Origin of the sequence: Streptomyces sp. NRRL F-5126 (assembly GCF_000721265.1) — a bacterium.
Classification (GTDB): domain Bacteria; phylum Actinomycetota; class Actinomycetes; order Streptomycetales; family Streptomycetaceae; genus Streptomyces.
In genome coordinates this window covers 45,149-71,782 of sequence record NZ_JOFZ01000007.1, presented here as the reverse complement: position 1 = coordinate 71,782, position 26,634 = coordinate 45,149, and the positions used below count along the sequence as shown (strand labels likewise).

22 protein-coding genes are annotated in these 26,634 nt (G+C 72.9%); 7 read left to right on the top strand and 15 right to left on the bottom strand.

Features of this window, described 5'->3' with window-relative positions; all coding sequences use genetic code 11:
- Positions 1–182 precede the first annotated feature (182 nt).
- Positions 183–860 (top strand): class F sortase, encoded by a 678-nt coding sequence (locus IH48_RS0116545; protein ID WP_030904347.1) that lies wholly within the window; start codon positions 183–185, stop codon positions 858–860.
- 64 nt (positions 861–924) lie between these two features.
- Here the strand turns inward: IH48_RS0116545 and IH48_RS0116540 are convergent, their stop codons facing one another.
- Positions 925–1,752: a polysaccharide deacetylase family protein gene (locus IH48_RS0116540; protein WP_234434283.1), complete on the bottom strand. Its 828-nt coding sequence runs from the start codon at positions 1,750–1,752 to the stop codon at positions 925–927.
- A 212-nt stretch (positions 1,753–1,964) separates the two neighbouring features.
- On the opposite strand from IH48_RS0116540, the gene IH48_RS0116535 reads away from it, so the two are divergent.
- Entirely contained in the window at positions 1,965–2,432 is a 468-nt protein-coding gene (locus IH48_RS0116535) for a universal stress protein (protein ID WP_030904343.1), read from the top strand.
- A 219-nt stretch (positions 2,433–2,651) separates the two neighbouring features.
- Positions 2,652–3,173 carry a hypothetical protein gene (locus IH48_RS0116530; RefSeq protein WP_030904341.1) on the top strand — a complete coding sequence of 174 codons (522 nt, stop codon included), beginning with the start codon at positions 2,652–2,654 and terminating at the stop codon, positions 3,171–3,173.
- Between the two features lie 20 nt (positions 3,174–3,193).
- On the opposite strand, the gene IH48_RS0116525 is transcribed toward IH48_RS0116530, so the two are convergent.
- Complete coding sequence (locus IH48_RS0116525; RefSeq protein ID WP_030904340.1) at positions 3,194–4,069, bottom strand: Fpg/Nei family DNA glycosylase; 876 nt, start codon at positions 4,067–4,069, stop codon at positions 3,194–3,196.
- Between the two features lie 59 nt (positions 4,070–4,128).
- Here IH48_RS0116525 and IH48_RS0116520 point away from each other — a divergent pair, with 59 nt between their 5' ends.
- Positions 4,129–4,839 (top strand): alpha/beta hydrolase, encoded by a 711-nt coding sequence (locus IH48_RS0116520; protein ID WP_078849788.1) that lies wholly within the window; start codon positions 4,129–4,131, stop codon positions 4,837–4,839.
- Positions 4,840–4,848: 9 nt separating this feature from the next.
- Here the strand turns inward: IH48_RS0116520 and IH48_RS0116515 are convergent, their stop codons facing one another.
- The 3 genes from IH48_RS0116515 to IH48_RS0116505 form a co-directional block, all read right to left on the bottom strand.
- Positions 4,849–5,709: an amidohydrolase family protein gene (locus IH48_RS0116515; protein WP_030904336.1), complete on the bottom strand. Its 861-nt coding sequence runs from the start codon at positions 5,707–5,709 to the stop codon at positions 4,849–4,851.
- A gap of 97 nt (positions 5,710–5,806) precedes the next feature.
- A complete protein-coding gene (locus IH48_RS0116510) occupies positions 5,807–7,885 on the bottom strand; it encodes a SpoIIE family protein phosphatase (RefSeq protein WP_030904334.1) in 2,079 nt (692 codons plus the stop codon).
- Between the two features lie 62 nt (positions 7,886–7,947).
- Entirely contained in the window at positions 7,948–9,036 is a 1,089-nt protein-coding gene (locus tag IH48_RS0116505; protein WP_030904324.1) for a DUF6777 domain-containing protein, read from the bottom strand.
- Between the two features lie 351 nt (positions 9,037–9,387).
- Here IH48_RS0116505 and IH48_RS0116500 point away from each other — a divergent pair, with 351 nt between their 5' ends.
- Positions 9,388–9,921 (top strand): DUF1990 family protein, encoded by a 534-nt coding sequence (locus IH48_RS0116500; protein WP_051839918.1) that lies wholly within the window; start codon positions 9,388–9,390, stop codon positions 9,919–9,921.
- Positions 9,922–9,958: 37 nt separating this feature from the next.
- On the opposite strand, the gene efeB is transcribed toward IH48_RS0116500, so the two are convergent.
- The 8 genes from efeB to glgA all read right to left on the bottom strand — a co-directional run bounded on the left by efeB (position 9,959) and on the right by glgA (position 21,340).
- Positions 9,959–11,290, bottom strand: a complete 1,332-nt coding sequence (gene efeB / locus IH48_RS0116495) for an iron uptake transporter deferrochelatase/peroxidase subunit (RefSeq protein WP_078849787.1) — start codon at positions 11,288–11,290, stop codon at positions 9,959–9,961.
- Positions 11,287–12,567: an EfeM/EfeO family lipoprotein gene (locus tag IH48_RS0116490; RefSeq protein WP_234434282.1), complete on the bottom strand. Its 1,281-nt coding sequence runs from the start codon at positions 12,565–12,567 to the stop codon at positions 11,287–11,289. The genes efeB and IH48_RS0116490 overlap by 4 nt, the downstream gene beginning before the upstream one ends.
- A gap of 124 nt (positions 12,568–12,691) precedes the next feature.
- Positions 12,692–12,865, bottom strand: coding sequence for a hypothetical protein (locus tag IH48_RS36295; protein ID WP_158710312.1), 174 nt, complete (start codon positions 12,863–12,865; stop codon positions 12,692–12,694).
- A gap of 223 nt (positions 12,866–13,088) precedes the next feature.
- A complete protein-coding gene (locus tag IH48_RS0116480; protein WP_078849786.1) occupies positions 13,089–14,618 on the bottom strand; it encodes an SDR family NAD(P)-dependent oxidoreductase in 1,530 nt (509 codons plus the stop codon).
- A gap of 141 nt (positions 14,619–14,759) precedes the next feature.
- A complete protein-coding gene (locus IH48_RS0116475) occupies positions 14,760–15,455 on the bottom strand; it encodes a GNAT family N-acetyltransferase (RefSeq protein ID WP_030904315.1) in 696 nt (231 codons plus the stop codon).
- A gap of 130 nt (positions 15,456–15,585) precedes the next feature.
- Positions 15,586–18,759 carry a discoidin domain-containing protein gene (locus IH48_RS0116470; RefSeq protein WP_030904313.1) on the bottom strand — a complete coding sequence of 1,058 codons (3,174 nt, stop codon included), beginning with the start codon at positions 18,757–18,759 and terminating at the stop codon, positions 15,586–15,588.
- Between the two features lie 131 nt (positions 18,760–18,890).
- Positions 18,891–20,108 (bottom strand): glucose-1-phosphate adenylyltransferase, encoded by a 1,218-nt coding sequence (gene glgC / locus IH48_RS0116465; RefSeq protein WP_030904311.1) that lies wholly within the window; start codon positions 20,106–20,108, stop codon positions 18,891–18,893.
- Between the two features lie 47 nt (positions 20,109–20,155).
- Positions 20,156–21,340, bottom strand: coding sequence for a glycogen synthase (gene glgA / locus IH48_RS0116460; protein ID WP_030904309.1), 1,185 nt, complete (start codon positions 21,338–21,340; stop codon positions 20,156–20,158).
- Positions 21,341–21,553: 213 nt separating this feature from the next.
- Here glgA and IH48_RS36290 point away from each other — a divergent pair, with 213 nt between their 5' ends.
- The gene (locus IH48_RS36290) at positions 21,554–22,516 is read left to right on the top strand and encodes a DMT family transporter (RefSeq protein ID WP_158710311.1); all 963 of its coding nucleotides are present in this window, start codon (positions 21,554–21,556) and stop codon (positions 22,514–22,516) included.
- Here the strand turns inward: IH48_RS36290 and IH48_RS0116450 are convergent.
- Entirely contained in the window at positions 22,397–23,662 is a 1,266-nt protein-coding gene (locus IH48_RS0116450; RefSeq protein WP_030904306.1) for a transglycosylase family protein, read from the bottom strand. The genes IH48_RS36290 and IH48_RS0116450 overlap by 120 nt on opposite strands.
- 160 nt (positions 23,663–23,822) lie before the next feature.
- Positions 23,823–25,163, bottom strand: a complete 1,341-nt coding sequence (locus tag IH48_RS0116445) for an ROK family transcriptional regulator (RefSeq protein WP_030904304.1) — start codon at positions 25,161–25,163, stop codon at positions 23,823–23,825.
- Between the two features lie 142 nt (positions 25,164–25,305).
- On the opposite strand from IH48_RS0116445, the gene IH48_RS0116440 reads away from it, so the two are divergent.
- Entirely contained in the window at positions 25,306–26,631 is a 1,326-nt protein-coding gene (locus tag IH48_RS0116440) for an ABC transporter substrate-binding protein (RefSeq protein ID WP_030904302.1), read from the top strand.
- Positions 26,632–26,634: the final 3 nt, after the last annotated feature.

Here is a 26,634-nt window from a genome sequence, read left to right as displayed (position 1 = left end):
AAGCCGGATCTGGCGGTGAAGCAGCAGGTCACCATGGGTTTTGCGGCGTCAGAAGTTTTGCCCGGCCAGTACTCCGACGGGTCGTAGCGGCCCGGCACGCCACCCGTTCGCCCGCCAGTGATCGCCGTCGCGGCGGCGCGCCCTTACGTTGCCTACAGGCCGCTGCCCACGAAGGGAGACTCATGCGCCGGGATCACCTGGGCCAGGAGAAGAGGAGACGCTCACCCTGGGGGGCTCTCGCGCTCGTCATGCTCACGGGCGTCGCGCTGATGCGCAACGGCGTGGACACGCCGTCCGGTCCGCCGCAGCCGGCGGCCGCGGCGTCGCTGGACGCTCTGCACCGCGACCCGGCCGCCGACGCGCTGCCCGCGACTCCCGTCAAGCCGCTGCCCTACGCGCCCCTCGCGCGGGTGCGGATCCCGGAGATCAAGGTCGACACCCCCGTGATGGACGTCGGTCTCGACAAGGACGGCTGGATCGAGGCGCCGCCGCCGTCCGACCGCAACATGGCCGGCTGGTACCAGAACGGGGTCTCCCCCGGCCAGTCGGGGACCGCGGTGGTCGTGGGCCACGTCGACAACGAGACCGGACCCGCCGTCTTCTACGGTCTCGGCGCCCTCAAGCGCGGCGAGCACATCGACGCCGTGCGGTTCGACGGCCGGGTCGCCGTGTTCGAGATCTACGACATCGAGGTGTTCTCGAAGAAGAACTTCCCGGGCGTACGGGTCTACGCGGACACGGGGTACCCGGAACTGCGCGTGCTGACCTGCGGGGGCGGCTACACCAAGGCGACCGGCTACCAGGGCAACGTGGTGGTCTTCGCGCGGCTGGTCGCCACGCACGGAGCGAAGAAGAGCTGACCGCGACACCTGACAGTGCTGCCCTCGGGCCGGCCCGTGCGCCCACGGGCCGGCCCGAGGGGTGTCAGGGGCGGGGCAGCGAGGTCGTGTAGCCGTGGGAGGCCAGTTGCGGCAGGTAGCGGTGGAGGGCGGCGACGGTCTGCTTGCGCACGCCGCCGCCGTCGTGGTGGAGGATCACCCGGCCGGTCCCGAGGCCGTCGAGCACCGTTTTCACGATCTTGTCCGTGCCCGGCTCGGACCAGTCCATGGTGTCCACGTACCAGGCGAGCGGCTCCATGCCGAGGTGCGCGCCGTAGGTGAAGGTCCTCTTGTCCCACCACCCGTACGGGGCACGGAACCAGCTCGGCGCGACCCCCGTGGTCTTCTCGACGATGTCGCTGGTGCGCCCCATCTCGTCCTTGATCTTGTCCATGGACATCCTCGGCAGCGCCGGGTGGCTCCAGGTGTGGTTGCCGATGAGGTGGCCCTCGTCCGCGGCCCGGCGTACCAGGTCGGGGAAGTAGGACACCATCTCGCCGCAGACGAAGAACATGGCTTTGACGTCGTGCGCGGCGAGGGCGTCGAGCACCTCGGGCGTGTACGTGGGCTCGGGCCCGTCGTCGAAGGTGAGCACCACGGCGCGGCCCGCGACCGGCAGTTCGTAGAACGGCTTCTCGCGCACCGGCGGGGCCGCCTTCCCGCGCGCGGGTGCCACCCCCGCCGTCATGGGCCGCAGCCGGTACGCGGCGGGGTTGCGCTGGACGGCGGCCTGCGGTCCCGCGGCGGGCGCGGTGGCCTTCGCGGCGGCGTGGCGCTCTGGGGCGGCGGCCTGGCAGGCGGCGACCAGACCGGTGGCGGCCGCGGCGCCGAGCCCCGCGCCGAGGCGCAGCACACGGCGGCGCCCATGAATCATTTGATCGTTTTTCATGATTAATAGCTCGCACGGCCGAAGCCCGGCACCGCTCACCAACACGGCCGGGGGGCGACAAGCACCTGATCTGGCTACGCAGCGGAGTCTCGGCTTGACAGCGGGCAGGCAGCCTTGCCGTGCGCGGCCGCGCCTTACCGCTCCGAGTGGCACCGCGGGACCTGGACTGTGGCGCGGAACCGTATAACCTGCCTGCCGTGACGGAGCCCGAACAGCAGCACACCCAGTTCGAACGCGGTACCGACGGTCCGAAGGTGATCGTCGTGGGCGTCGACGGATCGCAGTCCGCCTACAGGGCGGCGGCGTACGCGTCGGGTCTCGCCCGCCGGCAGAACGCGCTCCTCGCCATCGTCTACGTCCAGCCGGTGCTGCCGGCGGGCTCCGCGCTCGGCGCGCCCGTCGCCGACACCACGGGCGAGATCGCGGAGGGCCTGATCGAGGAGTTGCGGAAGAACTCCGAGCGCATCAAGGGGATATGGGACCTGCGCTGGGAGTTCCACACGTTCCGCGGCGACCCGTTCAACGGGCTGGTCACCGCGGCGGAGGAACTGACGGCGGACGCCGTCGTCGTCGGCGCCTCCGAGTCGGCCGGGCACAGGATCATCGGGTCGGTCGCGGTGCGCCTCGTCAAGGCGGGGCGCTGGCCGGTGACCGTGGTCCCGTAACCGCCGCGCGTCCGGTGTCGATCGCGTCACACCATTGACGGAGAGTGACGAACGGGCGACCGTGCGGCGCCCCTGGAACCCCACCGGGCGCGCGCGTCACAATCCCGGCTCCCGGGGCCTCCGATCCGCCGCTTCTGGCCACGCGGAGCGTCCGCCGCCGGTTCAATGCTCCGTGAAGCAGGGCCGCGCACAGCGGCCGGAACGAGGAAGGCGGGGACCATGCGTCAGGAACGTACCGAAGGGCCCGATGGCGGCCTACTGGTGCCGATGGCGTGGATGCACGCGGAGTACATCGCGGACGAACTGCTGCGCGGCGGCGACCTGATGCCGCCGTCCACGCTGGAGTACCGGGCGGGTCACGCCGCGCTCGCCCTCACCGTGTTCCTTTCCGGGGGCCGGTCGCACGGCCTGAGTGCGGACAGGATCGCGCAGTGGCGCGAACTGACGGAGTACGGGCCCGCTTGGCGCGCGTGGGTGTGCGAGCGCCTCGGCGCGCTGGAGGCGCTCTCCATCGGCCCGGAGGGCGGGACGGGCAGCGCGCCCGGCTCGGCGGACCTCGAACTGGCCTGCGCCGCCTGGCGCCGCCTGGAGGAGACGGAGCTGCTCGCGCCCGACCTGGACGCCGTGGTGCCACCGTCGCTCACGGCGCCGCGCCGCGCCGAGCAGGAGGGCCCGCAGGTGTGGACGCCCGCGTGGCAACTCGGCCTTCCCCTCGGTCACCTGTCGATGCACCTGTTCTGACCGCGGAGCGCCGCCGCGCGCTACTTGAGCAGCCGGGAGAGCCTGCGGTCGGCGAGCGGTTTGCCGCCCGTCTGGCACGTCGGGCAGTACTGGAGCGACGAGTCGCGATACGAGACCGACCTGATGGTGTCCCCGCAGACCGGGCACTTCTCGCCCGCCCTGCCGTGCACGCGCAGGCCGCTCTTCTTCTCCGCCTTGAGCCGTCCCGCGGCCACGCCCTGCGAGCGCTCCACGGCCTCGGTCAGGACGGCCTTCATCGTGTCGTACAGGGTGGTGATTTCCTCGTCCGACAGGTTCTGCACCTGCTTGAACGGCGACATCTTCGCGGCGTGCAGGATCTCGTCGCTGTAGGCGTTGCCGATGCCGGCGATGAGGCGCTGGTCCCGCAGCGCGCCTTTGATCCGGCGCCGCTCGCCCGCGAGCAGCAGGGCGAACGCCGCGCGGTCGAAGGAGGGGTCGAGCGGCTCGGGCCCGAGGGTCGCGACGCCCGGGACGTCGGCGAGCTCGCGTACCAGGTGGACCGCGAGCCGCTTGGTGGTGCCCTGCTCGGTCAGTTCGAACCCCGATCCGTCAGCGAGGACGACGCGCAACGCGAGCGGCCCCTTTCCGGGTCGCGGCGGAGTTTCGGGGAAGGAGTCCTTCCAGCGGAGCCAGCCGGCCCGGGCGAGATGGACGGCCAGGTGCAGCGGCGGGCCGCCTGCCCGGCTCCCGGCGATGTCGAGATATTTGCCACGACGGCCGACACCGGTCACGGTTGTTCCCTCAAAGGCGTTCAGCGGCGGATCGTACGTCTTGAGGACATTGACCGTGAGAGGCAGGACACGCACGATCTCCCTGCCCACCAGATGCGCGTCGAGGAACGCGCGCAGCGCTTCGACTTCGGGAACTTCCGGCATGTCTCCAGCGTGCCGGAAGTGGGGCGTGAACGCCCGGCGGACCACGGAAGGAAGAGACCGTGCACGCATCGGTACGAGAGCGGGCCCCGGTGCGGCCCGCGCTGGTCCTCGACAGGACCGAGACGCGGCCGCGCGCCGCGGTCCTCGTCCTGCACGGCGGAAGCGCCGAGGGCGAGGGACCGCCACCCCGGCTGAACGTGGCCGCGGGCCGGATGCGGCCGGTCACACGCGGCCTGCTGCGGGCGACCGAGGGGCTCGGGGTCGTGGTCGGGCGGGTCCGCTACCGCTGCCGCGGCTGGAACGGGGCCCGTGCGGACGCGGCGCGCGACACGCTGCGCGCGCTGGACGAGCTCGGGCTGCTGCTCGGCAGGCTGCCGGTGGTGCTGGTGGGCCACTCGATGGGCGGCAGGGCGGCACTGTCCGCCGGGGGCCACGACCTGGTGGAGGGCGTGGTGGCGCTCGCTCCGTGGTGCCCGCCCGGTGAGCCGGTGCACCAGCTCGCCGGGCGGCGGGCGGTGCTGCTGCACGGCGAGCGCGATCGGACCACGCAGCCGCGGGAGAGCGTCGAGTTCGCGGCGCGGGCCAGGCGGGCGGGCGCCCGGGCGTGCGCCGTCCTCGTCGCGCGCGGCGAGCACACCATGCTGCGCAGGGCCGTCACCTGGCAGTCGCTGACCGTCCGCACGGTCGAGGGGCTGCTGGGCGCGGGCCCGCTGCCCGATGTCGTACGCCAGGGGCTGCTGGACGACACGAGCCCCGTGCAGCGCGCCTAGCCGGGCGCGTCAGGCCGGGCCGAGCCCGTAGAGGCGGCGGGCCGTGCCGGCGAGGACCGCCGCGCGCTCGGCTCCGCCGAGGCCCGCCACCAGCGAGCGTGCCGCGTCCAGCACCTCACCGTACGTGGCGGCCAGTGTGCAGACCGGCCAGTCGGAGCCGAACATCAGGCGGTCGGGACCGAACGCCTCGATGACCGTATCGGCGTACGGCCGCAGGTCCCCGGTACTCCACGCGTCCCAGGCGGCCTCGGTGACGAGCCCGGAGAGCTTGCAGGCGGTGTTGGCGTGCTCCGCGAGCCTGGCGACGTCCCGGGCCCACGGCTCCCGCTGCCCGGCCGCGATCCGGGGCTTGCCGAGGTGGTCGAGCACGAAGGTCAGCCCGGGCAGCAGGGCGGCGGCTCGCGCCGCGGCCGGCAGCTGGTGGGGGACCAGCACGAGGTCGTAGGCGAGACCGGCGGCGGCGACGGCCGCGAGGCCGCGCCTGACATCGGGGCGCAGGAGCCACTCGGGGTCGGGTTCGGCCTGTACCTGGTGGCGGATGGCGACGAGCCGGTTGCCGCCGGGCGCCTCCGTGAGCGCGGCGATGCGGTCGGCGACGGCAGGGTGGGTGAGGTCGGTCCAGCCGACGACGCCCGCGACGAGCCGGCTGCCCTGTGCCAGCGCGAGGAACTCGGGCGTCTCGCGCGCGTCGTGCACCGTCTGGACGAGGACCGTGGCGGTGACGCCGGCGGCACGCGTCTCGGGCTCCAGGTCGGCCGGGCCGAAGTCGCGGCGGATGGGGTCCATCGCGGGCCCGTTGATCCACGCCTGGTCGCGCACGGAGAGGTCCCAGAAGTGGTGGTGGGCGTCGACGAGGTCGGGGAGTGGCATCAGGCGGTCAGAGCTCCTGGGCGCGGCGGTCGCAGTCGCATGCTGATCGCACCTCACGGCGGCGTCAACATCTCCGTGCCCACCGGTGCATCAGGACTCACCTGAGGTGGTGGCTCCCCCGGGGCACGACGAACTCGCACCACACGCACTTCCCGCTGCCCCTCGACTCGACGCCCCAGGACTCGGCGAGCGAGCCCACGAGCACCAGGCCACGCCCCGAGACGCCGGAGCCGCCCGCCTCGCGCCTGCGGGGCAGCGCGCTCGAACCGTCCTCGACCTCGACACGCAGCCGCCGCTGCGCGCCGGTGACGACGCGTACCACGACGACGGCGTCCCCCGAGGTGTGCACCAGGGCGTTGGTGATCAGCTCGTCGGCCGCCAGCTCGATGTCGTCGGAGCGCTCGCGTCCGCCCCACGCCCCGACGGCCGCGCGGATCATCTGCCGTGCCGAGCGCAGCGCCTGCGGGTCGCCGGGCGGTACACGCTGCTGGAGCCGGCCGCCCGACTGGGGCACGTACGCGCCCCTGCGGCGCAGCAGCAGCACGGCGACGTCGTCCTCGCCGCCCCGCTCGTCCACGACGGCGCAGAGCCGGTCGGCGAGCGCCTGGAGGTCGTGCGGCCCGGTGCGTACCAGTTCCGCCAGTTCGAGCAGTCCGTCGTCGAGATCGGCTCCCGGCCGCTCCACGAGGCCGTCGGTGTACATGACGAGCGCCTGGCCCGGATCGAGTTCCAGCGTCTTGACCGGGTACTCGAGCGTCCCGAAGAGTGCGGAGAGACCGAGCGGCATGCCGCCGGGCACCGGCAGCCTGCGCGAGCTGCCGTCGGTGTCGCGCAGCATCGGGTCGACGTGCCCCGCCCGCACCAGCTGGACCACGCCCGTGGTGAGGTCGGCCTCCGCGTAGATGCAGGTCGCGAACCTGTCGGTGTCGAGCTCCTGCAAGAAGGACGAGGCACGGGCCATCACCGTCGCGGGTTCGTGCCCCTCGGCGGCGTAGGCACGCAGCACGATCCGCAGCTGGCCCATGACGGCGGCGGCGTGTGTGTCGTGGCCCTGTACGTCGCCGATGACCGCGCCGATCCTGCCCCCGGGCAGCGGGATCACGTCGTACCAGTCGCCGCCGATGTCCCGGCCGAGCCGCGCGGAGCGGTAGCGCACCGCGATCTGCGCGCCGGGCACCTGGGGGATGCGCCGGGGCAGCATCGCCTGCTGGAGCCCTTCGGCCAGGTCGTGCTCCTGCTCGAAGAGCATGGCGCGCTGCAGGCTCTGCGCGATGCTGCTGCCGAGGGCGACCAGCAGGTTGCGGTCCTCGCCGCTGAACCCGCTCTTGTCCCCGTACAGCAGGCCGATGGCCCCGATGGGCCTGCCCTGCGCGATCAGCGGCAGGTAGGCGGCCGCGGTGATGCCGAGCGCGCCTATGTGCCGCCAGAGCTCCGGGTAGCCGGCGGCGAAGTCCTCGGCGGAGTCGATGAAGCACGGGCTGAGGGTGCGCACGGCGTCGCTCATCGGATAGCGGTCGTCGATGCGCGTGACCCGGGTGCCTGGCACGAAGGATCCCTCGGGGCCCTCCGCGACCAAGTGGATGCGGCCGGACTCCACCAGGCCCATCACCACGCTGCTCGCGCCGAGGTGCGCGAGGCCGCTCGACTCCTTGAGGACGTTGATGACGTCCAGGACGGTCCTCGCGTGGGCGAGCGCCGCCGTGGTGCCCTCGACGACGCTGGTGCGCACGCGGCGTGCCGCGTCGAGTTCGAGGCGGGCCGCTGAGTCCGCGAGCTCCTGGGCGGCGTCCCTGACAATGCCGATGATGCGGTACGGGCGGCCCTCGTCGTCCCTGCGCAGGCTGCCCTGCGTGTGGCTCCAGCGCAGCGAGCCGTCGCGGCGCCTGACCTTGAAGTAGGCGCCGTAGTTGTCGCTGCCGTCGTCGACGGCCTGCCTGATGAGGGCGTCGAGCCTGGTCCCCTCGTCCCCCGGTACGCGCGCCGCCAGCGTGTCGGGCCTGCCGTCGTACTCCTCGGGGCGCAGGTCGAAGACCCCGAGGGCCGGCCTGTCCATGTGCATCAGCCCACTGTCGAGGTCCCAATCGAACGTGCCCATGCGGTTGAGGGAGAGGCTGATGTCCGATCGGGCGGGCCAGTCTTCGGGGAGCGACAGGGGACCTGCTGCCCTATCAACCATGGAGCCACTCTGTCATCGTTTGCCGTTTATCGCATTCTTCGGCCCCGCGCGGACGGTCCCGCTCAGCCCCGTCCGCTGTCCGGCCCGAAGAGGACGTCACTCGGCTGCGGGGCGGCGGGGACGGGGCTGCCTCCCGGCGCGGCCTGCTGCTCGGACGGCAGCGGGTTGTCGGGGGCGTCCGTGGGGGCGCCCGTGGGTACGGGCGGCGCACTGGGACGCGGCGGTGCGGTGGACGGCGGCGGCGTGGTGCCGCTGGGCGCAGCGCTGGGGCTGTCCGACGGGGAGTCGGGCATCGGCTCCTGCGGGCTCACCTGGTCGGGGTCGAAGAGGTCGGCGCCCGGGCCGTACGGCGGCGTCACGCCGGGGGCACCGTCTTCGTCGCCCGCCGTGCCCGTCGCCCGGTCCATCCAGGTGTTGTTCGCGCTGTTGACGACGGTCAGGGTCGGCAGGGGCCGCCGGGCGGGTGAGATCAGCAGGACACGGCCGGGACGGTAGCCGTGCCAGACGGTGCCGCGGTGCGAGACGGGCCCCTCCATGGGGACGGCGGGTCCGAGCGGGTTGCCGCAGCTGCACCGTACGCGCGGCATGCCGCGGCCGTCGGCCAGGACGGCGGTGCCCGCCTGGAGCACCGACTGGAAGGACGTCGGCGCTCCGTCGTGGTACCCGTGGCTGGTGACCCTGGTGTCGGCGCGCAGCACGACGGGGGTCAGGCCGCGCAGGAACCCGGGCACCCCGTCGCCTCCGGCGCGCGCGGCCTTCGCGAACGCGACCGACCTGGCCTTGTCCTCGGTCAGGAAGCGAACCTCGCGTTCCACATCGCAGCTGGAGACCCCCTGGACTCCTCCGTAGAGGCCCGGCGTGGACCCCGGCAGCGTGCGTGCACGGCCGCTCGCCTCGGCGCCCGCGGCCTTGCCCGTCCCCGCGGTGGCGGTGCCCGCGGAGGCGGAAGGGGTGCGTGGCGCACTCTGGGCGTGGGAGACGGTGGACGGCGTGAAGGGCGCGGGACCGCGCGCACCGGCGGACTCGAAGTAGAGCTTCTGGACGTTCGCGGCCTCGTCGGCCCCCGCTCCCCCGCCGCAGCCCGCCGTGCACAGGACTCCCACGGACAGCGCGGCGAGCGCCGCGAGCCGACGACGGTTGGGTGAGCGCACCAGAGTTCTCCCGCCTGCTCCTGACCGAGTGTCAATCCCTGTCTGCCCGATCATGATCGGGTCCGCAAGCGGGCCCTCGTGGTGGCGGCGGCCGCCGGGGTCCTGCCCTTGCCCGCTCCGCGGTTGTGGCATAGGCTCGTAGCCGCTACTTGAACACGTTCAAATTCGCTTGGGCGGCATGTTCTCGCTGGTCAGACGGGTGTGTACGCCGGGAGTGCCGGACGGTCGCCGCCGCCGCTCCGTCACCGCGCGGCGCCTCGCCCGTCTTGTGAATCCCGTGGCGCCGCGCTGGGCCGCCCGTGGGACCGCCCCGTCGCCGCGGCGGCCGGTCGTGCCGAGGAGAGGCCCCGAATGAGCAAACCCGAGGCGGCCCGCACGAGCGAGTCCTTCAACTATCCCGAAGTGGGTGCCACCCGGCTCGGGCCGCTGCCGGACGGCTACCGCCACCTCCATTACCGCACCCGCATCGGCCGTGGCAGGACGGCGTTCGACCTCGCTGGGACGGCCGTGACCACCTGGCGCATGCACCGGCTCTCCGGCGCGCGCGTGCGGGCCGCGTCCGCATGGGTGCGGCCCGGCACCGTGGTCGAGGTGGCCCTCGGCGCGGGTCCGCTGCGGATCCCCGCGCGGTGCCGGGTGGTGTGGGCGCTCTACGAGCGCGACAGGACGGGCTTCGGCTACGGCGCCGTGACGGGGCACCCGCTGCACGGCGAGGAGTCGTTCGTGGTCGACATGCGGGAGGACGGGTCGGTCTGGTTCACCGTCATGGCCTTCAGCAGGCCGAACCGGTGGTACACGCGAGCGGTAGGTCCCCTCCTGCCGCCGCTGCAACACGCGTACGCCCGCCGCCTCGGGCGCACGCTGCGGCGCGTCGCTGCGGCCTGACGGCGGCGGACGCCGCGGCGCCCGATGGGTTCTTCGTTCAGACCAGCAGGGTCCTGCCGAGCCAGTCGGAGGCGTCGCGCACGCCGGGCAGGGCGTAGAAGTACCCGCCGCCGTACGGCGTGATGTAGTCCACCAGCGGCTCGCCGGCCAGGCGCTTCTGCACGGCCGCGAACTGCCGGTCGAGGTCCTGCTGGTAGCAGCAGAAGACCAGGCCCGTGTCCAGGTCGCCGTTGTCCCGCACTCCCCGGTCGTAGTTGTAGCCGCGGCGGATCATCCGCATGTCCGCGGTGGCCGCCGTGCGGGGGTTGGCCAGCCGGATGTGCGAGTCCAGCGGGATGACGTTGCCCTGCGGGTCCTTGGCGAACTGCGGCCGGTCGAACTCGCGCTGCCCGTCCAGCGGGGCGCCGGTCTCCCTCGACCTGCCGAACATGCGCTCCTGCTCGCGCAGGGAGACGCGGTCCCAGAACTCCACCAGCATGCGGATGACCCGCACCACCTGATAGCTGCCGCCCGCGGCCCATGCGGGCTCCCCCGAGTCCTTCGCCACCCACACCAGCCGGTCCATCGCTCTCGCGTCGGTGGTGGACGGGTTGGCCGTGCCGTCCTTGAACCCCAGCAGGTTGCGGGGCGTTCCGGACGGGCGCGGCGGGGAGACGAACCCTTCGAGGCGCCAGCGGATCTGCAGCGCGCCCCTGGTGTGCCTGGCGATGTCGCGGAGCGCGTGGGTGACGGTGTCGGGATGGTCGGCGCACAGCTGGAGCATCAGGTCGCCGTGGCACCACGCGGGGTCGAGGTCGTCGTCGGGGAAGGTGTCCATCGGGCGCAGCCTGCGCGGCTTGCGCGCGGCGAGCCCGAAACGGCCGTCGAAGAGGCCGGAGCCGACGCCCAGTGTCCCGGTCAGGCCGTCCGCCGGCACCACGGGGCCGAGGACGCCCGAGTCGGGCTGCGGCGCGGAGATGCCGAGTGGTTCCGGGGTTCCGCCCTTCGTGAGGAACCGCAGCCGGTCCGTCACCGTCCTGAGCGTGTCCGCGAGTTCCGCCCGATCGCGCGCCGTGACGTCGAAGGACGTGAAGACCGCGCTGCGCTGGAGCGGGGTGAGGATGCCGGCCTGGTGCTCGCCGTGGAAGGCGAAGCGGCGGTCGCCCGGCGCGCCGCCGCCCTGCCCGCCGGAGCCGGCGCTCGGGTCCTGGCCGCCGTCCGCCGCGCTCGCCGCGCCCACGCCACCCGCCCCGACGGCGGCGCCCGCCGCGGACGCGGCGAGCGCGCGGTGCAGGAAGGAGCGCCGGCCCACACCGGAGGGGCTGCTCTCGCCGCCGCCCTCCCCGGCCGGGTCGCGTTCGCCTTCGCCCGGTCTTGCGCGGACGGTCATGAGGTCCTCCGGATGTCGAAGATGACGGCGACGGGGGCGAGTTGCTCCGCGAGGTCGCCGAAGTCCGCGTCGACGCGTTCCCGTCGCGTCCTCGACAGCGTGCGCGGGGCGCGCCAGCCGCCGTCCTTGTGCAGCGCGTCGAGATCGGCCTTCGCCGCCTTGACGGCGGCGTCGAGCCGGGGCAGCGCCGGGTCCCTGGGGGCGAGCAGCGGGCGCAGCACGTCGAGCAGTTCTGCCGTGCCGTCGAGCCCGGCCCTCGCGGTGGCGAGCGAGGTGCCGCTGCCGAAGTCGGAGCGGCCCGTCAGGTCGAGCTGGATGCTGTCCTCGGTGATCTCGTGCGCGCGCAGGCCGGTGTCCAGCGGGTCCATCCTGGTCGTGGACCACTGGTCGCTGAGGCGGCGCAGGTCGTCGGCGAGCCGGTCGGTCGGGCCCTGCAACTCCTTGGCGGACTGCCCGTGCCACAGGCCGTACTCCACCCGGTGGAAGCCGGTGAAGTCCTTGGCGTGAACGCCGCCGGCGATCCCCGCGTCCGTGCCGTCGACAGCGTCGCCGAGGTCGCCGAACGCCCCGTAGGCGCCGCCGAGCCTGGTGTACGCGAGGTGGGCCGGCAGCCAGGCTCGCCGCGCCGCCGCGAGGTCGCCGCCGTCGACGGCGGACTTGAGGTCGCCGACCTTGCCGAGCACGTCCTTGAACCCCTTCGCCACCCATTTCTGGTACGTGAGGGTCGGCGGGATGACGTCGTGCTGGTTGACGGGGCGCACGGCGGGGCCGCTCTTCGCCGGGCCCGAGGCGATCCGCACGGTGGGGCCGCTCACCGCGTCGGTCTCCTCGACCAGGCAGCGGAACCGGTAGCTGCCCTTGCCGAGCCGTACCCGGATGGACCGGGTGGTACCGGGTCCGAGGCCGTCGACCTCGCCGAGCAACGCGCCGGACGAATCGGTCAGGTAGACCTCGGCCGCGCCGGTGGCGATGTTGTGCACGTCGAAGACCTGGAGGCCGGGTCGCGGGTGGAGCCACCCTTTCCCGCACTGCTCCGCGGAGTCGGCCGCCTCCACGGCGGTGTGGTGCAGGCCGTCGGCGGGGGCGGCCGCGGCCGGGGCGTCGCCGCCCCCGGTCAGGGCGAGGGCGACGCCACCGACCGCGGCGGCCGCCACGACGCACGCGGCGAGCAGTACCCACCCGCCGCGCACGTGGCGCCGGAGTCCGCGGCCGGGGGCCGGCTCGGCCGGCGGCGCCGCGGGCGGCGCGTCGTCGATGTCGTCGTTGCGTGTCGGCACGGAACGGGATATTAGTTCCGCGGGCAGGGGCCGACGGAGAGCGTTCGGTGAAATTCCGCCGAAGTTCGGGTGCCGCGAGCACCCGCGTCCGGTTCGCCCCCTGCCGCCGGCAGGGCGCGCCGGGTCAGTCGACGCCCTGCAGGATGTGCGGCTCGGCGAGGTCGTCCTCGTAGCCCGCGAGCCGGATGGGGGCCGACCTCGCCCACACCTCAAGGCTGCCGAGCTTCTCGGGGTCCTGGGACCGCCGTTCGGCGCCGTTCTCGGGGTGTGGTTCCGCTTGTGCCATCTCTGGTGTCACCGCGCACTCCTTCGTGTCGCGTACCTCTGGGACAGGGGCAGTTCCGTCGCGGTGGCGCCGTTACTCGGAACGGGACCTGGACCGTGTGCATGGCCTGTCCCAGCGGGCGGGCGTCGGGATGGTGGATCCCTTGTCGGCCGTCCGTGCGTCCAAGGTTAACCAGATGAGCGTCTTCTCGCTCCGTAGAGCTCACTTTCGGGGGGTCTTTCGGGCCACTCGGCCCCTACCAGTTGGCGGGCGCGTAGTCCTTGAGGAAGCAGCCGTAGAGGTCCTCGCCGCGCTCGCCGCGCACGATCGGGTCGTAGACGCGGGCTGCGCCGTCCACCAGGTCGAGTGGGGCGTGGAACCCGGCCTCGGCGAGGCGCACCTTGTCCGGATGCGGCCGTTCGTCGGTGATCCAGCCGGTGTCCACTGCGGTCATGAGGATGCGGTCGGTCTGGAACATCTCCTGCGCGCTGGTACGCGTGAGCATGTTGAGCGCGGCCTTCGCCATGTTGGTGTGCGGGTGGCCCGCTCCCTTGTACCCGCGGGCGAAGACGCCCTCCATGGCGGACACGTTGACGACGTAGGCACGTTCGCCGCCGGTCCTCGCCATGGCCGGGCGCAACCTGCTGATCAGGATGAACGGCGCGGTCGAGTTGCACAGCTGCACTTCGAGCAGCTCGACGGGGTCCACGTCGGAGACCGTCTGGACCCAGCTGTTGGTGTCGTGCAGGTCGGGCACGAGGCCGCCGGCGTCGATGGCGGTACCGGCCTCGATCCGCGCGAGCGAGGCGGATCCGCCGACGAGCGCGAGTTCCGTGACGTCCGCGGCGGTCAGCGACTCGCGGCCGGACGGGAGCACGGTCTGGGCGCCGCTGCCGAACGCGCCGATGACCTCGGCCGCCGGCAGCTCGCCGGCGGGCATGGGCGCGGACTCCGCCGCGAGCAGCTCGCTGTAGGCGCCGGGCGAGCGGCGCACGGTCTGGGCCGCGTTGTTGATCAGGATGTCGAGCGGCCCCGCCGCGGCGACCGAGTCGGCGAGCGCGACCACCTGCGCCGGGTCGCGCAGGTCGATCCCGACGATCTTCAGCCGGTGGATCCAGTCGGCGCTGTCCTCCATGGCCTTGAACCGCCGGATGGCGTCGGCGGGGAAACGTGTCGTCACGGTGGTGTGGGCGCCGTCGCGCAGCAGCCGCAGCGCGATGTACATGCCGATCTTGGCCCGGCCGCCGGTGAGCAGGGCACGCTTGCCCGTGAGGTCCGTACGCGCGTCGCGGCGCGCCCGGTTCTCGGCCGCGCACGTGTGGCAGAGCTGGTGGTAGAAGGCGTCGACCTCGACGTAGCGGGTCTTGCAGATGTAGCAGGAGCGCGGCCGCCTGAGCACGCCGGCGATGGTGCCGCCCGCCGAGCCCGTGGCGGAGGACGGCAGCAGGCCCTGCGTCTCGTCGTCGATGCGTTCGGCGGATCCGGTGGCCGTGGCCTCGGTGACCGCCTTGTCGTGGGCGGTCTTGGCCGCCCTGCGCTCCTGGCGCCTGCGGTGCTTGACCGTGCGGTAGATGCCGGCGGTGGCGCGGCGGACGGCGACCGCGTCGGGGTGGTCGACCTCCAGCGTGTCGAGCTCGGCGAGCACGTCGAGGCAGACGGCGAGCCGCTCGGGGTCGATGCCGGGGCCGTGGCCGCCGACGTCGCCCGTGCGGGACTGCACCGGGACGGCCTGAGCCCCGGGCACGGTGCTGCCGCCGTGCCCGGAGGTGTCCTGTGTCACCGTCATCGTCGCTGCCGTTCCTCGTTCGCTTGGTCGGACGTTCCCCGCCCGATGAATACGCTTTGCGGGGTGTTTATCCGACATTGCACCCATCACCGCAGGTCAGGAGCATACCGAGGCGCTCGGCCCGGACAAAATCCGGTGCGATCACTCAGGGACCCGCACACCGAGGAAGGTGATCTTCCGCCGCAGCCGGAAGCCGAGGGACTCGTAGAGCCTGATGGCGCCCGTGTTGGCGGCGGCCGCGTGCAGAAACGGTGTCTCGTCCCTCGCCCGGATGCCGGCGGCGAGCGCGCGGATCAGCAGTCCCCCGAGCCCCTGTCCCCGGTGCCCGGGGTCGGTGCAGACCGCGCTGATCTCCGTCCAGCCCGGCGGGTGCATGCGCTCCCCCGCCATGGCGACGAGCGTGCCGCCGCGCCGGATGCCGAGGTACGTGCCGAGTTCGACGGTGCGGGCCGTGAACGGGCCCGGCCTGGTGCGCTCGACGAGGTCGAGCATCTCGGGCACGTCCGCGGCGCCGAGCGTGACGGCCTCGGGCCCGGCCTCGCCCCGCACGCCGGTGCCGTCCATCTGGACGCCGTCCGCGCGGAAGACGACCTCCCAGCCGGACGGCGGGTCCTCGTCGTACTCGTACCCGGCGAGCGAGAAGGTCCCGCCGGGCCCGGCGAACGCCGCCACCTCGTCCCAGCTCCACCGAGGCCGGTCGGTGGGCAGGGCCAGCCAGGGCGACACCTCGACCGGGTAGCGCAGCAGTTCCCCGTGGCGCTCGGCGAGGTGGGCGTGCGGGCCGGTGAGGGCGGACCACGCCGGGTTGTCGAGCGGATGGGTGACTGCCGTGCTCATGTCTCTCCTCGGTGCCGGGGTACGGCGTGCCGTGTGCGCCGCCTGCCTCAGGGTCAAGGCGGACGGAGCCGTCCGTGTTCCCGCCGCCGCCCCGCGGCGCGAGGGCGGCGGGGCGGCGGCGGGAACAGGTTCAGGACGTGCGGACGGCGAGCGACACCAGCCTGGCGTCCCGCGATCGGCGCCCGCCGACGGCGAGAGCGACGTAGCGCGCGGTCTCTCCGGCGCGCAGCGAGGAGCCGCGGCCCCGGGTCCTGAGCCGGCCCGCCGTGGTGTACGTCACCCCGTCGGTGGAGAACTCGGCGGAGGCGGCGGGCACCCGTCCGCCCGTCCAGGCCGCCCTGATCTCGCGGACGGGCACCGCGGCGCCCAGGTCCACCACCATCCGGCCGTCCCTGCCCGGGTCCCACGAGGTGGCCGGGTCGCCGTCGACGGCGGCCGCGGGGTCGGACATGGAGTGCGGCAGTGGCGAGGTGGGGAACGTCGGCCGGCCGAGCGCCGCGTCCGCGAGCGGATACGGTGTCACGCCGTGCAGCGTGACCCTTCGGGTGCGGCCGCGGCTCAGTGTGACGCGCACCGGGCGGCCGCCGGGGGCGGCGAGCGTGAGCCGGCACGCCGGGCCCGAGAGCTCGACGGTCGCCGCGTCGACGACCTCCGCCCGCACGCCGGCCGGTACGCGTCCGCCGGTGGCCGAGCGCAGCTCGCAGCGGGCGAAGGCGACGGCGGCCGACGCGGCGGCCAGCCGGCCGGCGTACTCGGTTCCGGTGGCGGTCACCGTCTGCGTCCCCGCGTAGAGCGTCACGGCCCGGGTGTCCTGCTTCACGGACACGGCGGTGGACACCTCGGCGTCCGACAGGTTGAACAGCGACAGGTGGCCGCCCGCGGTGGAGGCGCGCACTGCGGGGTCGGCCGCGCTCGGCGCGGGGCGCCGCGCCGCCGCCCGCACGGCGGACGGGCTGCCGCCGGGCAGGCCCTCCACGAGGAGCGGCTCGGCGGGCCCGTCGGAGAGCACGAGCGTGTCGCCGTACACGGACAGCGGGTTGGCCGCGCCGCGCACGACGAGGCCGGCACGGCCGTCGACGCTGACCCAGCCGCCGCTGCTCGTGGCGTCGGCGTGCGGGTAGCGGGCGAGGTCGGTCCATGTGGTCCCGTCCGCCGACCCCTGGACGCGGTAGGCGCGTCCCGCGGCGGTCTCCCAGTCGAGGGTGACACGGTCGAACCGCTGCGCCCGGCCGAGGTCGACGGCGAGCCAGCTGTCGCCGTGCGACCGGTCGGCCACGGCGACAGCCCAGCGGGTCGCCGCGTCGCCGTCGACGGCGAGCGACGGGCCCTTCCCGGTGTCGGCGGACGAGGCGGTGGCCGTGGCGCCGCGTGCCAGATCCGTACCCGAAGCGCCGTCACGCACCTCCAAGGCGTAGAGCGAGTAGCCGTACTTCGGGTGGCCCGTAATGCCCTGCATCCGCACGTGGCGGTAGGTCGCGGGGGCGAAGGTGACGGTGTCGGTGCGCGGTCCTGTGACCGGCTGCCCGTCGCCGCCCGCGTCCGCCGCCCTGATGGTCGTGGCGCCCTCGGCGGTGGTGTACGTGCGCTCGCCGTCGAGGCCGGCGATGCCCGGCATGGTCAGGTTGAAGACCTCCAGGTGGCCCTCGCCCGCCGCCGTCCCGGTGGTCGCGTAGACGACCTCGCCGCCCGGGAGGGTGGTGAAGGCGGCGCGGCCCGTGTCCAGGGTGAGGACAGTGGCGGAGGCGTCGAAGCCGTCGCGTACGGCAGTGTGGGTGGTCACCGAACGGCCGGTCACCCGGGCCGAGGCCGCGGGCAGGAACATCGGGGTGCCGCTGCTGACGGTGAACAGCCAGTCGTCGTGCGCCGGTTGCCAGGCGAACTTCACGAAACCGGGCTTGCTGACGGCGGCCGCCCACGCCTTCGGCGACTGGTGGGCGACGAGCCCCGGCCCGGCGCCGAAGTCCCGGGCACCGCTCGCCCTGGCGAACATCTCCCGCTCGGTCAGCGCACGGACCGCGGCGCCCTGCCGGGCCCGCCACTCGTGCAGCAGGTAACTGATGGCGATCTCGGCGCGTGCCTCGGGCTCGTACTTCGGCTCGCCCGAGAACTTGGTGACCCTGTTCTCGGGCGGGTATGCCTGGTAGGCCGTCAGCCGCTCGGACAGGGCGGTCTCGGCGCGGGCCGCGGCCCGGTCGCCGAGCACTTGGGCGAGGAAGGCGATCGGGATGACGTCCCGGCCGTACAGATGCTCGCGGTCGTTGATCATCGGCATGATCGGCTCGCCCGCGTCGCTCATCACCAGCAGGATGCTCTCCCACAGCTCGTCGCCGCTGGGCTGGGCGGTGAGCACCTCGGGCAGCGGCCTGCCCGCCGTGAGGAAGTGGACGGTGTTGCGGCCCGACGTGCGCCACAGCTCGCACTGGTAGTGCGGCTCGAAGGAGCCGTGGTTCTCCACGATGAACGTGTCGTAGAGGTTGTGCGCGGTGTTGTCGCTGACGGCGACGCCGTCCACCACGGCCGGGTTGGCGAGGTCGGCCGCGGGCAGCCCCGTCTCGTTCCTGCTCCAGCGCCCGTAGGCGGTGCTCCAGGCGGCGTACCGGCTGTCGTCGGATGCCCAGGCGAGGCCCGGGGCGAGGGACTGGGCGTAGACGCCCATCTCCTCCAGCTTGGTGTCGCCGACGTAACCGCCCTGGAGTCCGTGCGGTGTCCAGGAGCCCGACAGCGGGTCGTCGCCGGTGCCGAGCGAGGTGGTGTAGGCGGCCTGCTCGCGCACCAGGGTGTCGACGTTGTGCCGCGTCGCGTCGTCGAGCTGGTCCCACAGCAGCCGGGCGGCGAGCACGAAGTACAGCTGGAAGGTGGTGTCGAAGAAGAGCGTCTTGCCCCATTCGCTCCCGCCGGTGAGGCGGTTGGAGGCGGCGAAGTGGGTGATCGTCGCGAGGGTCCGGGAGCGCAGCGTGTCCTCGTCGATGCCGGCGAGGTCCGCGTCGTATCCGGCGCGCGTCAGCAGCAGGGCGTGGCCGAGCACGACGGCGAACCCGAAGTCGGTGTTGGTGTAATGGCCCTTGGCCGCGTCCCACTGGGTCTCCGTCCAGCGGGTGTGGGTGAGCAGGACCTTGTGGTACGTGGCGGCGACACGGTCGGGGGCGGCCGGGCGGGCGGCCGCGCCGTGGGCGCCCGCCGCCGTTTCGGCGGCGGAGGCGGGCCCCGCGGCCGCGAGGGAGGCCGGTGCCGCGGCCACGGCGGCGGCGAGACCAGCCAGTTGGGTGAAGCGGCGACGGCTCAGCTCGGCCTGTGGACGGTGCACGCGGACGCGCCTCCTGACGGGATGTGGACAACGTTGTCAAGGCGCGCTCATTCTTCGCACCCCCGCCCGTCGCGGTCAAGAGCCGGGCGTCCCGCATCGCGAACCGGCGGGACGCCGCGCGGCCCGTGCCGTCAGCTCACCACCTGTCCCTTGCCGAGGGCGATGACCCCGTTCGCGGAGACGGTGTAAAGCGAGCCGTCGCGCTCCGCGTTCACGCCGATGGCCGCACCCGGCGGCACGTCCACGTTCTTGTCCAGGACCGCACCACGCACGACGGCGCCGCGGCCCACCCTGACGTTGTCGTGCAGCACCGACCCCTGGACGACGGCACCCTCCGCCACCACGACACCGGGCGAGAGCACCGAGCGGGTCACCTGCCCGCGGATCACGCAGCCGGGGCCGACGACCGACTCGTTCGCGATGCCGCCCGCGACGAAGCGCGCGGGCGGCAGCTGGTGCGCGCTCGTGTACAGCGGCCAGCGGCGGTTGTCGAGGTTGAAGGCGGGCTGGTCGGACAGCAGGTCCATGTGCGCGTCGTAGTACGAGTCGAGTGTGCCCACGTCACGCCAGTAGCCGTGCTCGCGCGGCGTCTCCCCCGGTACGTGGTTGTCCTGGAAGTCGTACACCTGCGCCATGCCGCGCTCGGTCAGCATCGGCAGGATCGAACCACCCATGTCGTGTACGGAGCGCGGGTCCTCCGCGTCCCGGTGCAACGCGTCGACGAGCACCTTCGTGGTGAACAGGTAGTTGCCCATGGAGGCGAACACCCTGCCCGGGTCGTCGCGCAGCCCCGGCGGGTCGGCCGGCTTCTCCAGGAAGCCCTCCACCTGCACGCCGTCGGCCCCGGGCGCGATGACACCGAACGACGAGGCCTCCGCGCGCGGCACCCGGATGCCGGCCACCGTGACACCCGCACCGTTGTCCACGTGCTGCGCCAGCATCTGGCGCGGATCCATCCGGTAGACGTGGTCGGCCCCGAACACCGCTATGTAGTCCGGGCGTTCGTCGTGCACCAGGTTGAGGGACTGGAGGATCGCGTCGGCGCTGCCGAGGTACCAGCGCGGGCCGAGCCGCTGCTGTGCCGGCACCGGTGTGACGTAGTTGCCGAGCAGGCTCGACATCCGCCACGTCGTGGAGACGTGGCGGTCGAGAGAGTGGGACTTGTACTGCGTGAGCACGCAGATCCGCAGGATGTCCGCGTTGACGAGACTGGACAGGACGAAGTCGACGAGCCGGTACGAGCCGCCGAACGTCACCGCCGGTTTGGCCCGGTCGGCCGTGAGCGGCATGAGCCGCTTGCCCTCACCGCCTGCCAGCACGATCCCGAGCACCGAAGGTCCACCGCGCATGACTGCCCACCCCTGCCCATTGCCGATACCCGTTCTACCGTTGCCCGTTACCGTTGACCATCGCCCAGCAGTTCCTCGTAGATGCCGGCCGTGCGGCGGGCCACCCGGTCCCAGCCGAACTCCCGTACCGCGCGCTCGCGTCCCGCCGCCCCGAGGCGAGCGGCCCCCGCTGGGTCGCCGAGCACGCGGGCCAGCGCCTCGGCCAGCGCCGACTCGAAGGCGCCGGGGTCGCCCTCGTCATAGGGCACGAGAAGCCCCGTGACGCCGTCGTCGACGACCTCGGGAATGCCGCCGACCGCGGACGCCACCACCGCCGTGCCGCAGGCCATCGCCTCCAGGTTGACGATGCCGAGGGGCTCGTACACCGATGGGCAGACGAACACCGAGGCGTGCGTGAGGAGTTGCACGACCTCGGGGCGCGGCAGCATCTCGGGGATCCAGACGACACCGTCCCGTTCCGCGCCGAGCCGCGCCACCAGTTCCCGGAACTCGCGGTCGATCTCCGGTGTGTCCGGCGCACCGGCACACAGCACCAGCTGCGCCGACGGGTCCAGCGCGCGGGCGGCCCGCAGCAGGTGCGGCACGCCCTTCTGGCGGGTGATCCGGCCGACGAACAGTACGTAGGGGCGGCCTGGGTCGACCCCGGCACGGCGCAGGGCCGCTGTCCCCGGATCCGGCCGGTACAGCGCCGTGTCGATGCCGTTGTGCACCACGTGGACGCGGCCGGGGTCGAGAGCCGGGTAGCAGGCGAGGATGTCGTCGCGCATGCCGTGCGACACCGCCACGACCGCGTCCGCGGCCTCGATGGCCGTGCGCTCGGCCCAGCTCGACAGGGCGTAGCCGCCCCCCAGTTGCTCGGCCTTCCAGGGGCGCAGCGGCTCCAGCGAGTGGGCCGTCACCACATGCGGCACCCCGTATTGCAGCTTGGCGAGGTGGCCCGCGAGTCCCGCGTACCAGGTGTGCGAGTGCACGAGGTCGCGGCCGGCGAGGCCCGCGGCCATGGCCAGGTCGACGGAGAACGCGCGCAGGGCGTCGCCCGCGCCGTCGAGCCGCGCGTCGGCGAGGTGGCGTACGACGCCCTCCTCGTCCTGCGGTGCCCGGTGGCCGGACCCCCAGCAGTGGACGGTGAGGTCGGTGAGGGCGCGCAGCTCGCGGGCGAGGAACTCCACGTGGACGCCGGCTCCGCCGTACACGTCGGGCGGGTACTCCCTCGTCAGCAGGCCCACTCTCACGCGGCTCCTCCGTCGTAGCCGGACACAGTCCCCGTCTGCCCCGTCATGGTCACCCGGATTCGCCCGGGGCGGAAGACCCTGTCCGCTCGCCGGTTCCGCGTCGCGAACCGCCTGCGGGATGACCCCTGGCGAGGGCGTACTACTCCGGCAGTACACGCGATTGACCTCTTGAGGACGACGCCCCGGCGGGCCGCGTGGAGGGATCGTTGGAGCATGAGCGCCTTCTCCGCAGCCGTACTCCTCGCCCTGGTGTCCGCCGTCGCCTACGCGGCCGGCGCGTTCCTCCAGGAGCGGGTGGCATCGCGCGGGCACGGGGACTCCTGGGTGCCGCTGCGCAGCGGCCTGTGGTGGGCGGCCGTGCTGCTGAACGGCTCGGGAGCGCTGCTGCACGTGGCGGCGCTCGCCTGCGGGCCCCTCAGCCTCGTGCAGCCGCTCGGCGCCCTCACCATCGTCTTCGCGCTGCCGATGGCGGCGGTGTTCGGCGGCCGGGCCGCGGGGCGCGGGGCCTGGCGGGGCGCTGTGCTCGCCACTGCCGGGCTCGCCGGGCTGCTGGCGCTGACGCGCGGCGCGGACGCGCAGGTGCTCGACGGATCGCAGCGGCTGGTGCTCGCGCTGGTGTCCTTCGGCCTCGTCGGCGTGTTGTGCGTGGCGTCGGCGCTGGTGGGTGGGCGGGCGTCGCGCAGCGTGCTGCTGGCGGCCGCCGGCGGTGTGGCGTTCGGTGTCTCCTCGGTGTTCGTGAAGGCGGTGGCGGACGGGTGGTCCGCCACGGGCCTCGGCGTGCGCCTGCCGAGCCTGGCGGCCGTCGCGGTGCTGGCTGTGGCCGGGCTGCTGCTGTCCCAGGCCTCGTACCGCGGCGCGGGTCTCGCTGTGCCGCTCGCCGTGGTGACGGTGGTCAACCCGGTGGTCGCGGCGGCCGTGGGGCTCACGGTCTTCGGCGAGGGGTTCAGGTACGGCGCGGCGGGCGCCTTCGCCGCGCTCGCCTTCGGCCTCGTGTCGGTGGCGGGGCTCGTCCTGATCACCCTGGGGCCGCCGGCGGCGCCGGCCGGGCGTGCGCGGTCAGACGGAGACGCCGTGCGACCTGAGGTAGGCGAGCGGGTCGATGTCGCTGCCGTAGGCGGGCCCCGTGCGCATCTCGAAGTGGAGATGCGGCCCTGTCACGTTGCCGGTCGCTCCTGATCTGGCGATCCGCTGCCCCTCGCCCACCTTCTGCCCCACCTTGACGCTGATCGCGGACAGGTGCCCGTACTGGCTGTACTTGCCGTCGGCGTGCCTGATGACGACCTGGTAGCCGTAGGCACCGCCCCAGCCGGCCGTGACGACGGTGCCGGCCTCGATGGCGTGAACGGAGGTGCCCGTGGAGACGAGGAAGTCGACCCCGGTGTGGTACCCGCTGGACCAGGACGAGCCGGACGCGTGGTAGGGCGTGCCGATCGCCGCGTGGACGGGCGCCGTCACACCGCCTGAGTGGTGTGCCCGCGCGGCGGGTTTCGCCGCGGTGTGCGGCTTCTTCTCCGTGTGGGACGGCTTCGCGGTGTGCGTGGACTTCGCGGTGTGCGTGGGCGCCGGCTTCGCCGTGTGGGCGGGTTTCGTGGTGTGCGACGGTTCGGACGGCGCGGGCTTCACCTCGTGCCGGTCGCCGGTGACGGGGACGTGCAGCACGAGGCGCTGACCGGGGAAGATCAGGTCGGGGTCGTCCCCGATCACCTTCCTGTTGTCCTCGTAGACGCGCTGCCAGCTGTCGGCGAGCCGCTCGTCCACGGTGATCTGGGACAGCGAGTCGCCCGGCGCGACCGTGTATCCCTCGCGCCGCGTCGGTACGTCGGTGGGCGACGCCCTGCGCGCCTCCGTCTTTCGCGTGTCCGCCGCCCGGCGGGCGCTTGGGGTGCTCTTCGGTGCCGTGCGGGCATCGGTGGCGGCAGCGGTGGTGATGCCCGGCGCGGAGCCGCCCCTGCTGAGACCGGCCCGGCCCGAGCACACCGGCCAGGCGCCGGGGCCCTGCCCCTTGAGCACCTTCTCGGCCACCGCGATCTGCTGATCGCGCGTGGCGAGGTCGGCGCGCGGCGCGTAGGCCGTGCCACCGTAGGCGTCCCACGTGGACCGGGTGAACTGGAGCCCGCCGTAGTATCCGTTGCCCGTGTTGATCCCCCAGTTGCCGGTGGATTCGCACGCCGCGACCTTGTTCCACACGTCCACCGAGGCACCGTGCGCCACACCGGCTCCGATGAGGGGGAGTGCCATGCCGGCGCCGCCGGCGGTGACCGTGAGCGACGCCCGGTTGATGCGGCTCGGCTGGTAGCGGCGGTGACGCCCGGTTACGGCCATGGGTCAACTCCCCCTTGAGCGGCAGGATGTCTCGCAATCCGTCAAGTTACGTCGTCAGTACACACCGTGACAAGAGCCCGCCGTACCGCTGTCCATTTCCCGCCAGCGTACGGGCAGTTGGCCCGGGATTGTGACGTACGGTGCTCGAGCGCCGAAGACGTCAGCGCGTCGTTTCCGCGGTCGCGGCGGGAGCACGCCGCCCGCGCGCCGCGGGGACAGCCGGCTCCGCGCCGGAGTCGTCCGCGGCGAACGGGGCCCGCAGCCTGGTGCCGCCCCGGGCGAGGAAAGCGGCGAGGGGCAGTGTGGCGGCCCCCACGGTGACGGCGTCGGGGCCCAGTTCGCCCATGTCGATGCTGGTGCGGGCGATCGCGTGCCCGAGTGCGTAACGCTCGGCGTGCCGCCGGATCGCGGGCAGCAGGTGCGGCCCGATCAGCAGGCCGGCCCAGCCTCCGAGCAGCACCCGGTCGGGCAGGAAGATGTTGATCACGTCGGCGAGCGCGGCGCCGAGGCACTCGGCCGTCTCGTCGAGGAGCGAGACGGCCACCGGGTCGGGCGCGGCACCGCCCTCGTCGGGGAAGGCCGCGGCGAGGAGCGCGGCGAGTGCGCTCTCGTCGTCGGCGCCGGCGGGCAGTGGCCCGCCGGCCTCGTGCCACCTCTCCCGCATCGCCTCGGCACCCGCGTATGCCTCCAGGCAGCCGACGGAGCCGCACCGGCACCTGCGGCCGCTCATACGCACGGTGGTGTGCCCCCACTCGAAGGCGGTCCTGCGCCGGCTCTCCTCGACGAGCGCCGCGCCGTTGATGACGCTGGCACCGACTCCGGAGCCGACCAGCGCTATGGCGGCGGAACCGGCGCCCCTGCCGCCGCCGAACCACATCTCGGCCTGCCCGAGCGTCTTGGCGCCGTTGTCGATGAACAGCGGCGCGGCGGCCGGCACGTCGACGGCCTCGCGCAGCAGCCTCTCGAAGGGGACCGCGTGCCATCCGATGGTGGGCCCGTGGACCACCGCGCCGCCGGGGCCGCCGCGCTCGATGACGCCGGGGGTGCCGATGCCGATGCCGAGCAGGAGTGCGGGGTCGATGCCCGCGGTGTCGAGCACCTCGGCCACACCGCCGCTCACGTGCGAGACGATCCGCTCGACGTCGTAGCCGTGCTGGGCGAGCAGGCGGTCGGTGCGGGCCAGCTCCGTCAGGGACAGGTCGAACAGCTCGATCCTGACGCGCGTCTCGCCGATGTCGATCCCGATGAGCACCCCGCCCGCGGGAGCGACGCGCAGCAGTGTGCGCGGCCTGCCGCCGTCGGAATCGACGACTCCGGCCTCCTCCAGCACGCCCTCAGCGGCCAATTCGGCGACGACGTTGCTGATGGAACCTGAACTCAGTCCGGTGCTCGCGCCGAGCTCCTGGCGGCTCAACGGACCGTCGAAATACAACCGTTGCACAACCCGTGCGCGGTTGCCCCGCCGCAGGTCACGCACCGTCCGTCTGCCGTGCTCAGCCATGGCGCTCCCTCCCGTGACGCAACATACCCCGGTCCCAGGCCTTGACGCGACCTTCTCTCACCTCTTAAATCACGGCATAAATTAAGTCATGGAGGCCGTTCGACTCTCGAACGCAGCCACCCCCGGAAAGGGGCCACCTCACATGCGCAAGACCAGAGCCGCAGCTGCCGTCACCCTTGCCACCGTCATGGGCACCCTGCTCGCCGCGTGCGGCGGCGGGACGTCCTCCGACGGGGGCGGCAGCAACGACCAGCCGAAGACGCTGACGTACTGGGCGTCGAACCAGGGCCCCAACATCGCCTACGACAAGAAGACCCTGGGCCCGGAGCTGGCCAAGTTCCAGAAGAAGACCGGCATCAAGGTCAAGCTGGAAGTCATCCCGTGGTCCGACCTGCTCAACAGGATCCTCGCGGCCACCACATCGGGCCAAGGCCCGGACGTGCTCAACATAGGCAACACCTGGTCCGCGTCACTGCAGGCCACGGGCGCGCTGCTGCCCTGGAGCACGAAGAACTTCGACGCGATCGGCGGCAAGGACCGGTTCAACGCCTCCGCGGTCGCCGCGGCGGGCGCACCGGGCAAGGACCCGGCGGCAGTCCCGCTGTACTCGCTCGCGTACGCGCTCTACTACAACAAGAAGATGTTCCACGAGGCCGGGATCACCGCTCCCCCCACCACCTGGGCGGACGTGATCAACGACGGCAAGAAGATCTCCAAGAACGGCACGTCGGGCAAGTGGGGGCTCGGCCTCGAAGGCAGCAACCTGCAGGAGAACATCCACATCTCCTATGTCCTCGCCAAGCAGCACGGCGCTGACTTCTTCGACAAGTCCGGGAAGCCGACCTTCACCTCCCCCGGCGCGGTCGACGCGGTCATGCAGTACGTCGACATGATGCAGAAGGACAAGATCATCAACCCGGGCAACGCGGAGTACGCCCAGAACCAGTCCCTGCAGGACTTCGCGAAGAACAAGACGGCGATGGTCATGTGGCAGGCCGCCGCCAGCAACTTCAAGTCCCAGCACATGTCCCCCAGCGACTGGGGCGCGGTGCCGATGCCCGTGCAGTCCGGCTCGCCGGGCCAGGGCAAGCAGGTCAACTCGATGGTCGCCGGCATCAACATGGCGATCTTCAACAACACCAAGAACGTGGACGGCGCGAAGAAGTTCGTGAAGTTCATGACCAGCGACGCCGAGCAGGTCATCCTCAACAAGGCGTACGGCTCGGTCCCGCCGATCAAGTCCGCCGACGGCAACGCCGCCTTCCAGCAGACCGACATCAAGGTCATGGCCAACACGCTCCAGACGAGCGCCACGCCGCTGCCCCAGGTGCCCTCGGAGTCCCAGTACGAGACGCAGGTCGGCACCGCGCTGAAGAACCTCTGGGCCGACGTGGCCGCCGGCAAGACCGTCACCAAGGCCACGGTCAAGAGCGCACTGTCCAAGGCCCAGCAGCAGATGACCCAGTGAGGC

What these genes read in the sequence shown, in the direction of transcription:
- IH48_RS0116545 (WP_030904347.1), top strand. Translation starts at nt 183, where the DNA reads ATGCGCCGGGATCACCTGGGCCAGGAGAAGAGGAGACGCTCACCCTGG.
- IH48_RS0116540 (WP_234434283.1), bottom strand. Translation starts at nt 1,752, where the DNA reads ATGATTCATGGGCGCCGCCGTGTGCTGCGCCTCGGCGCGGGGCTCGGC.
- IH48_RS0116530 (WP_030904341.1), top strand. Translation starts at nt 2,652, where the DNA reads ATGCGTCAGGAACGTACCGAAGGGCCCGATGGCGGCCTACTGGTGCCG.
- IH48_RS0116525 (WP_030904340.1), bottom strand. Translation starts at nt 4,069, where the DNA reads ATGCCGGAAGTTCCCGAAGTCGAAGCGCTGCGCGCGTTCCTCGACGCG.
- IH48_RS0116515 (WP_030904336.1), bottom strand. Translation starts at nt 5,709, where the DNA reads ATGCCACTCCCCGACCTCGTCGACGCCCACCACCACTTCTGGGACCTC.
- IH48_RS0116510 (WP_030904334.1), bottom strand. Translation starts at nt 7,885, where the DNA reads ATGGTTGATAGGGCAGCAGGTCCCCTGTCGCTCCCCGAAGACTGGCCC.
- IH48_RS0116500 (WP_051839918.1), top strand. Translation starts at nt 9,388, where the DNA reads ATGAGCAAACCCGAGGCGGCCCGCACGAGCGAGTCCTTCAACTATCCC.
- efeB (WP_078849787.1), bottom strand. Translation starts at nt 11,290, where the DNA reads ATGACCGTCCGCGCAAGACCGGGCGAAGGCGAACGCGACCCGGCCGGG.
- IH48_RS0116480 (WP_078849786.1), bottom strand. Translation starts at nt 14,618, where the DNA reads ATGACGGTGACACAGGACACCTCCGGGCACGGCGGCAGCACCGTGCCC.
- IH48_RS0116475 (WP_030904315.1), bottom strand. Translation starts at nt 15,455, where the DNA reads ATGAGCACGGCAGTCACCCATCCGCTCGACAACCCGGCGTGGTCCGCC.
- glgC (WP_030904311.1), bottom strand. Translation starts at nt 20,108, where the DNA reads ATGCGCGGTGGACCTTCGGTGCTCGGGATCGTGCTGGCAGGCGGTGAG.
- IH48_RS36290 (WP_158710311.1), top strand. Translation starts at nt 21,554, where the DNA reads ATGAGCGCCTTCTCCGCAGCCGTACTCCTCGCCCTGGTGTCCGCCGTC.
- IH48_RS0116450 (WP_030904306.1), bottom strand. Translation starts at nt 23,662, where the DNA reads ATGGCCGTAACCGGGCGTCACCGCCGCTACCAGCCGAGCCGCATCAAC.
- IH48_RS0116445 (WP_030904304.1), bottom strand. Translation starts at nt 25,163, where the DNA reads ATGGCTGAGCACGGCAGACGGACGGTGCGTGACCTGCGGCGGGGCAAC.
- IH48_RS0116440 (WP_030904302.1), top strand. Translation starts at nt 25,306, where the DNA reads ATGCGCAAGACCAGAGCCGCAGCTGCCGTCACCCTTGCCACCGTCATG.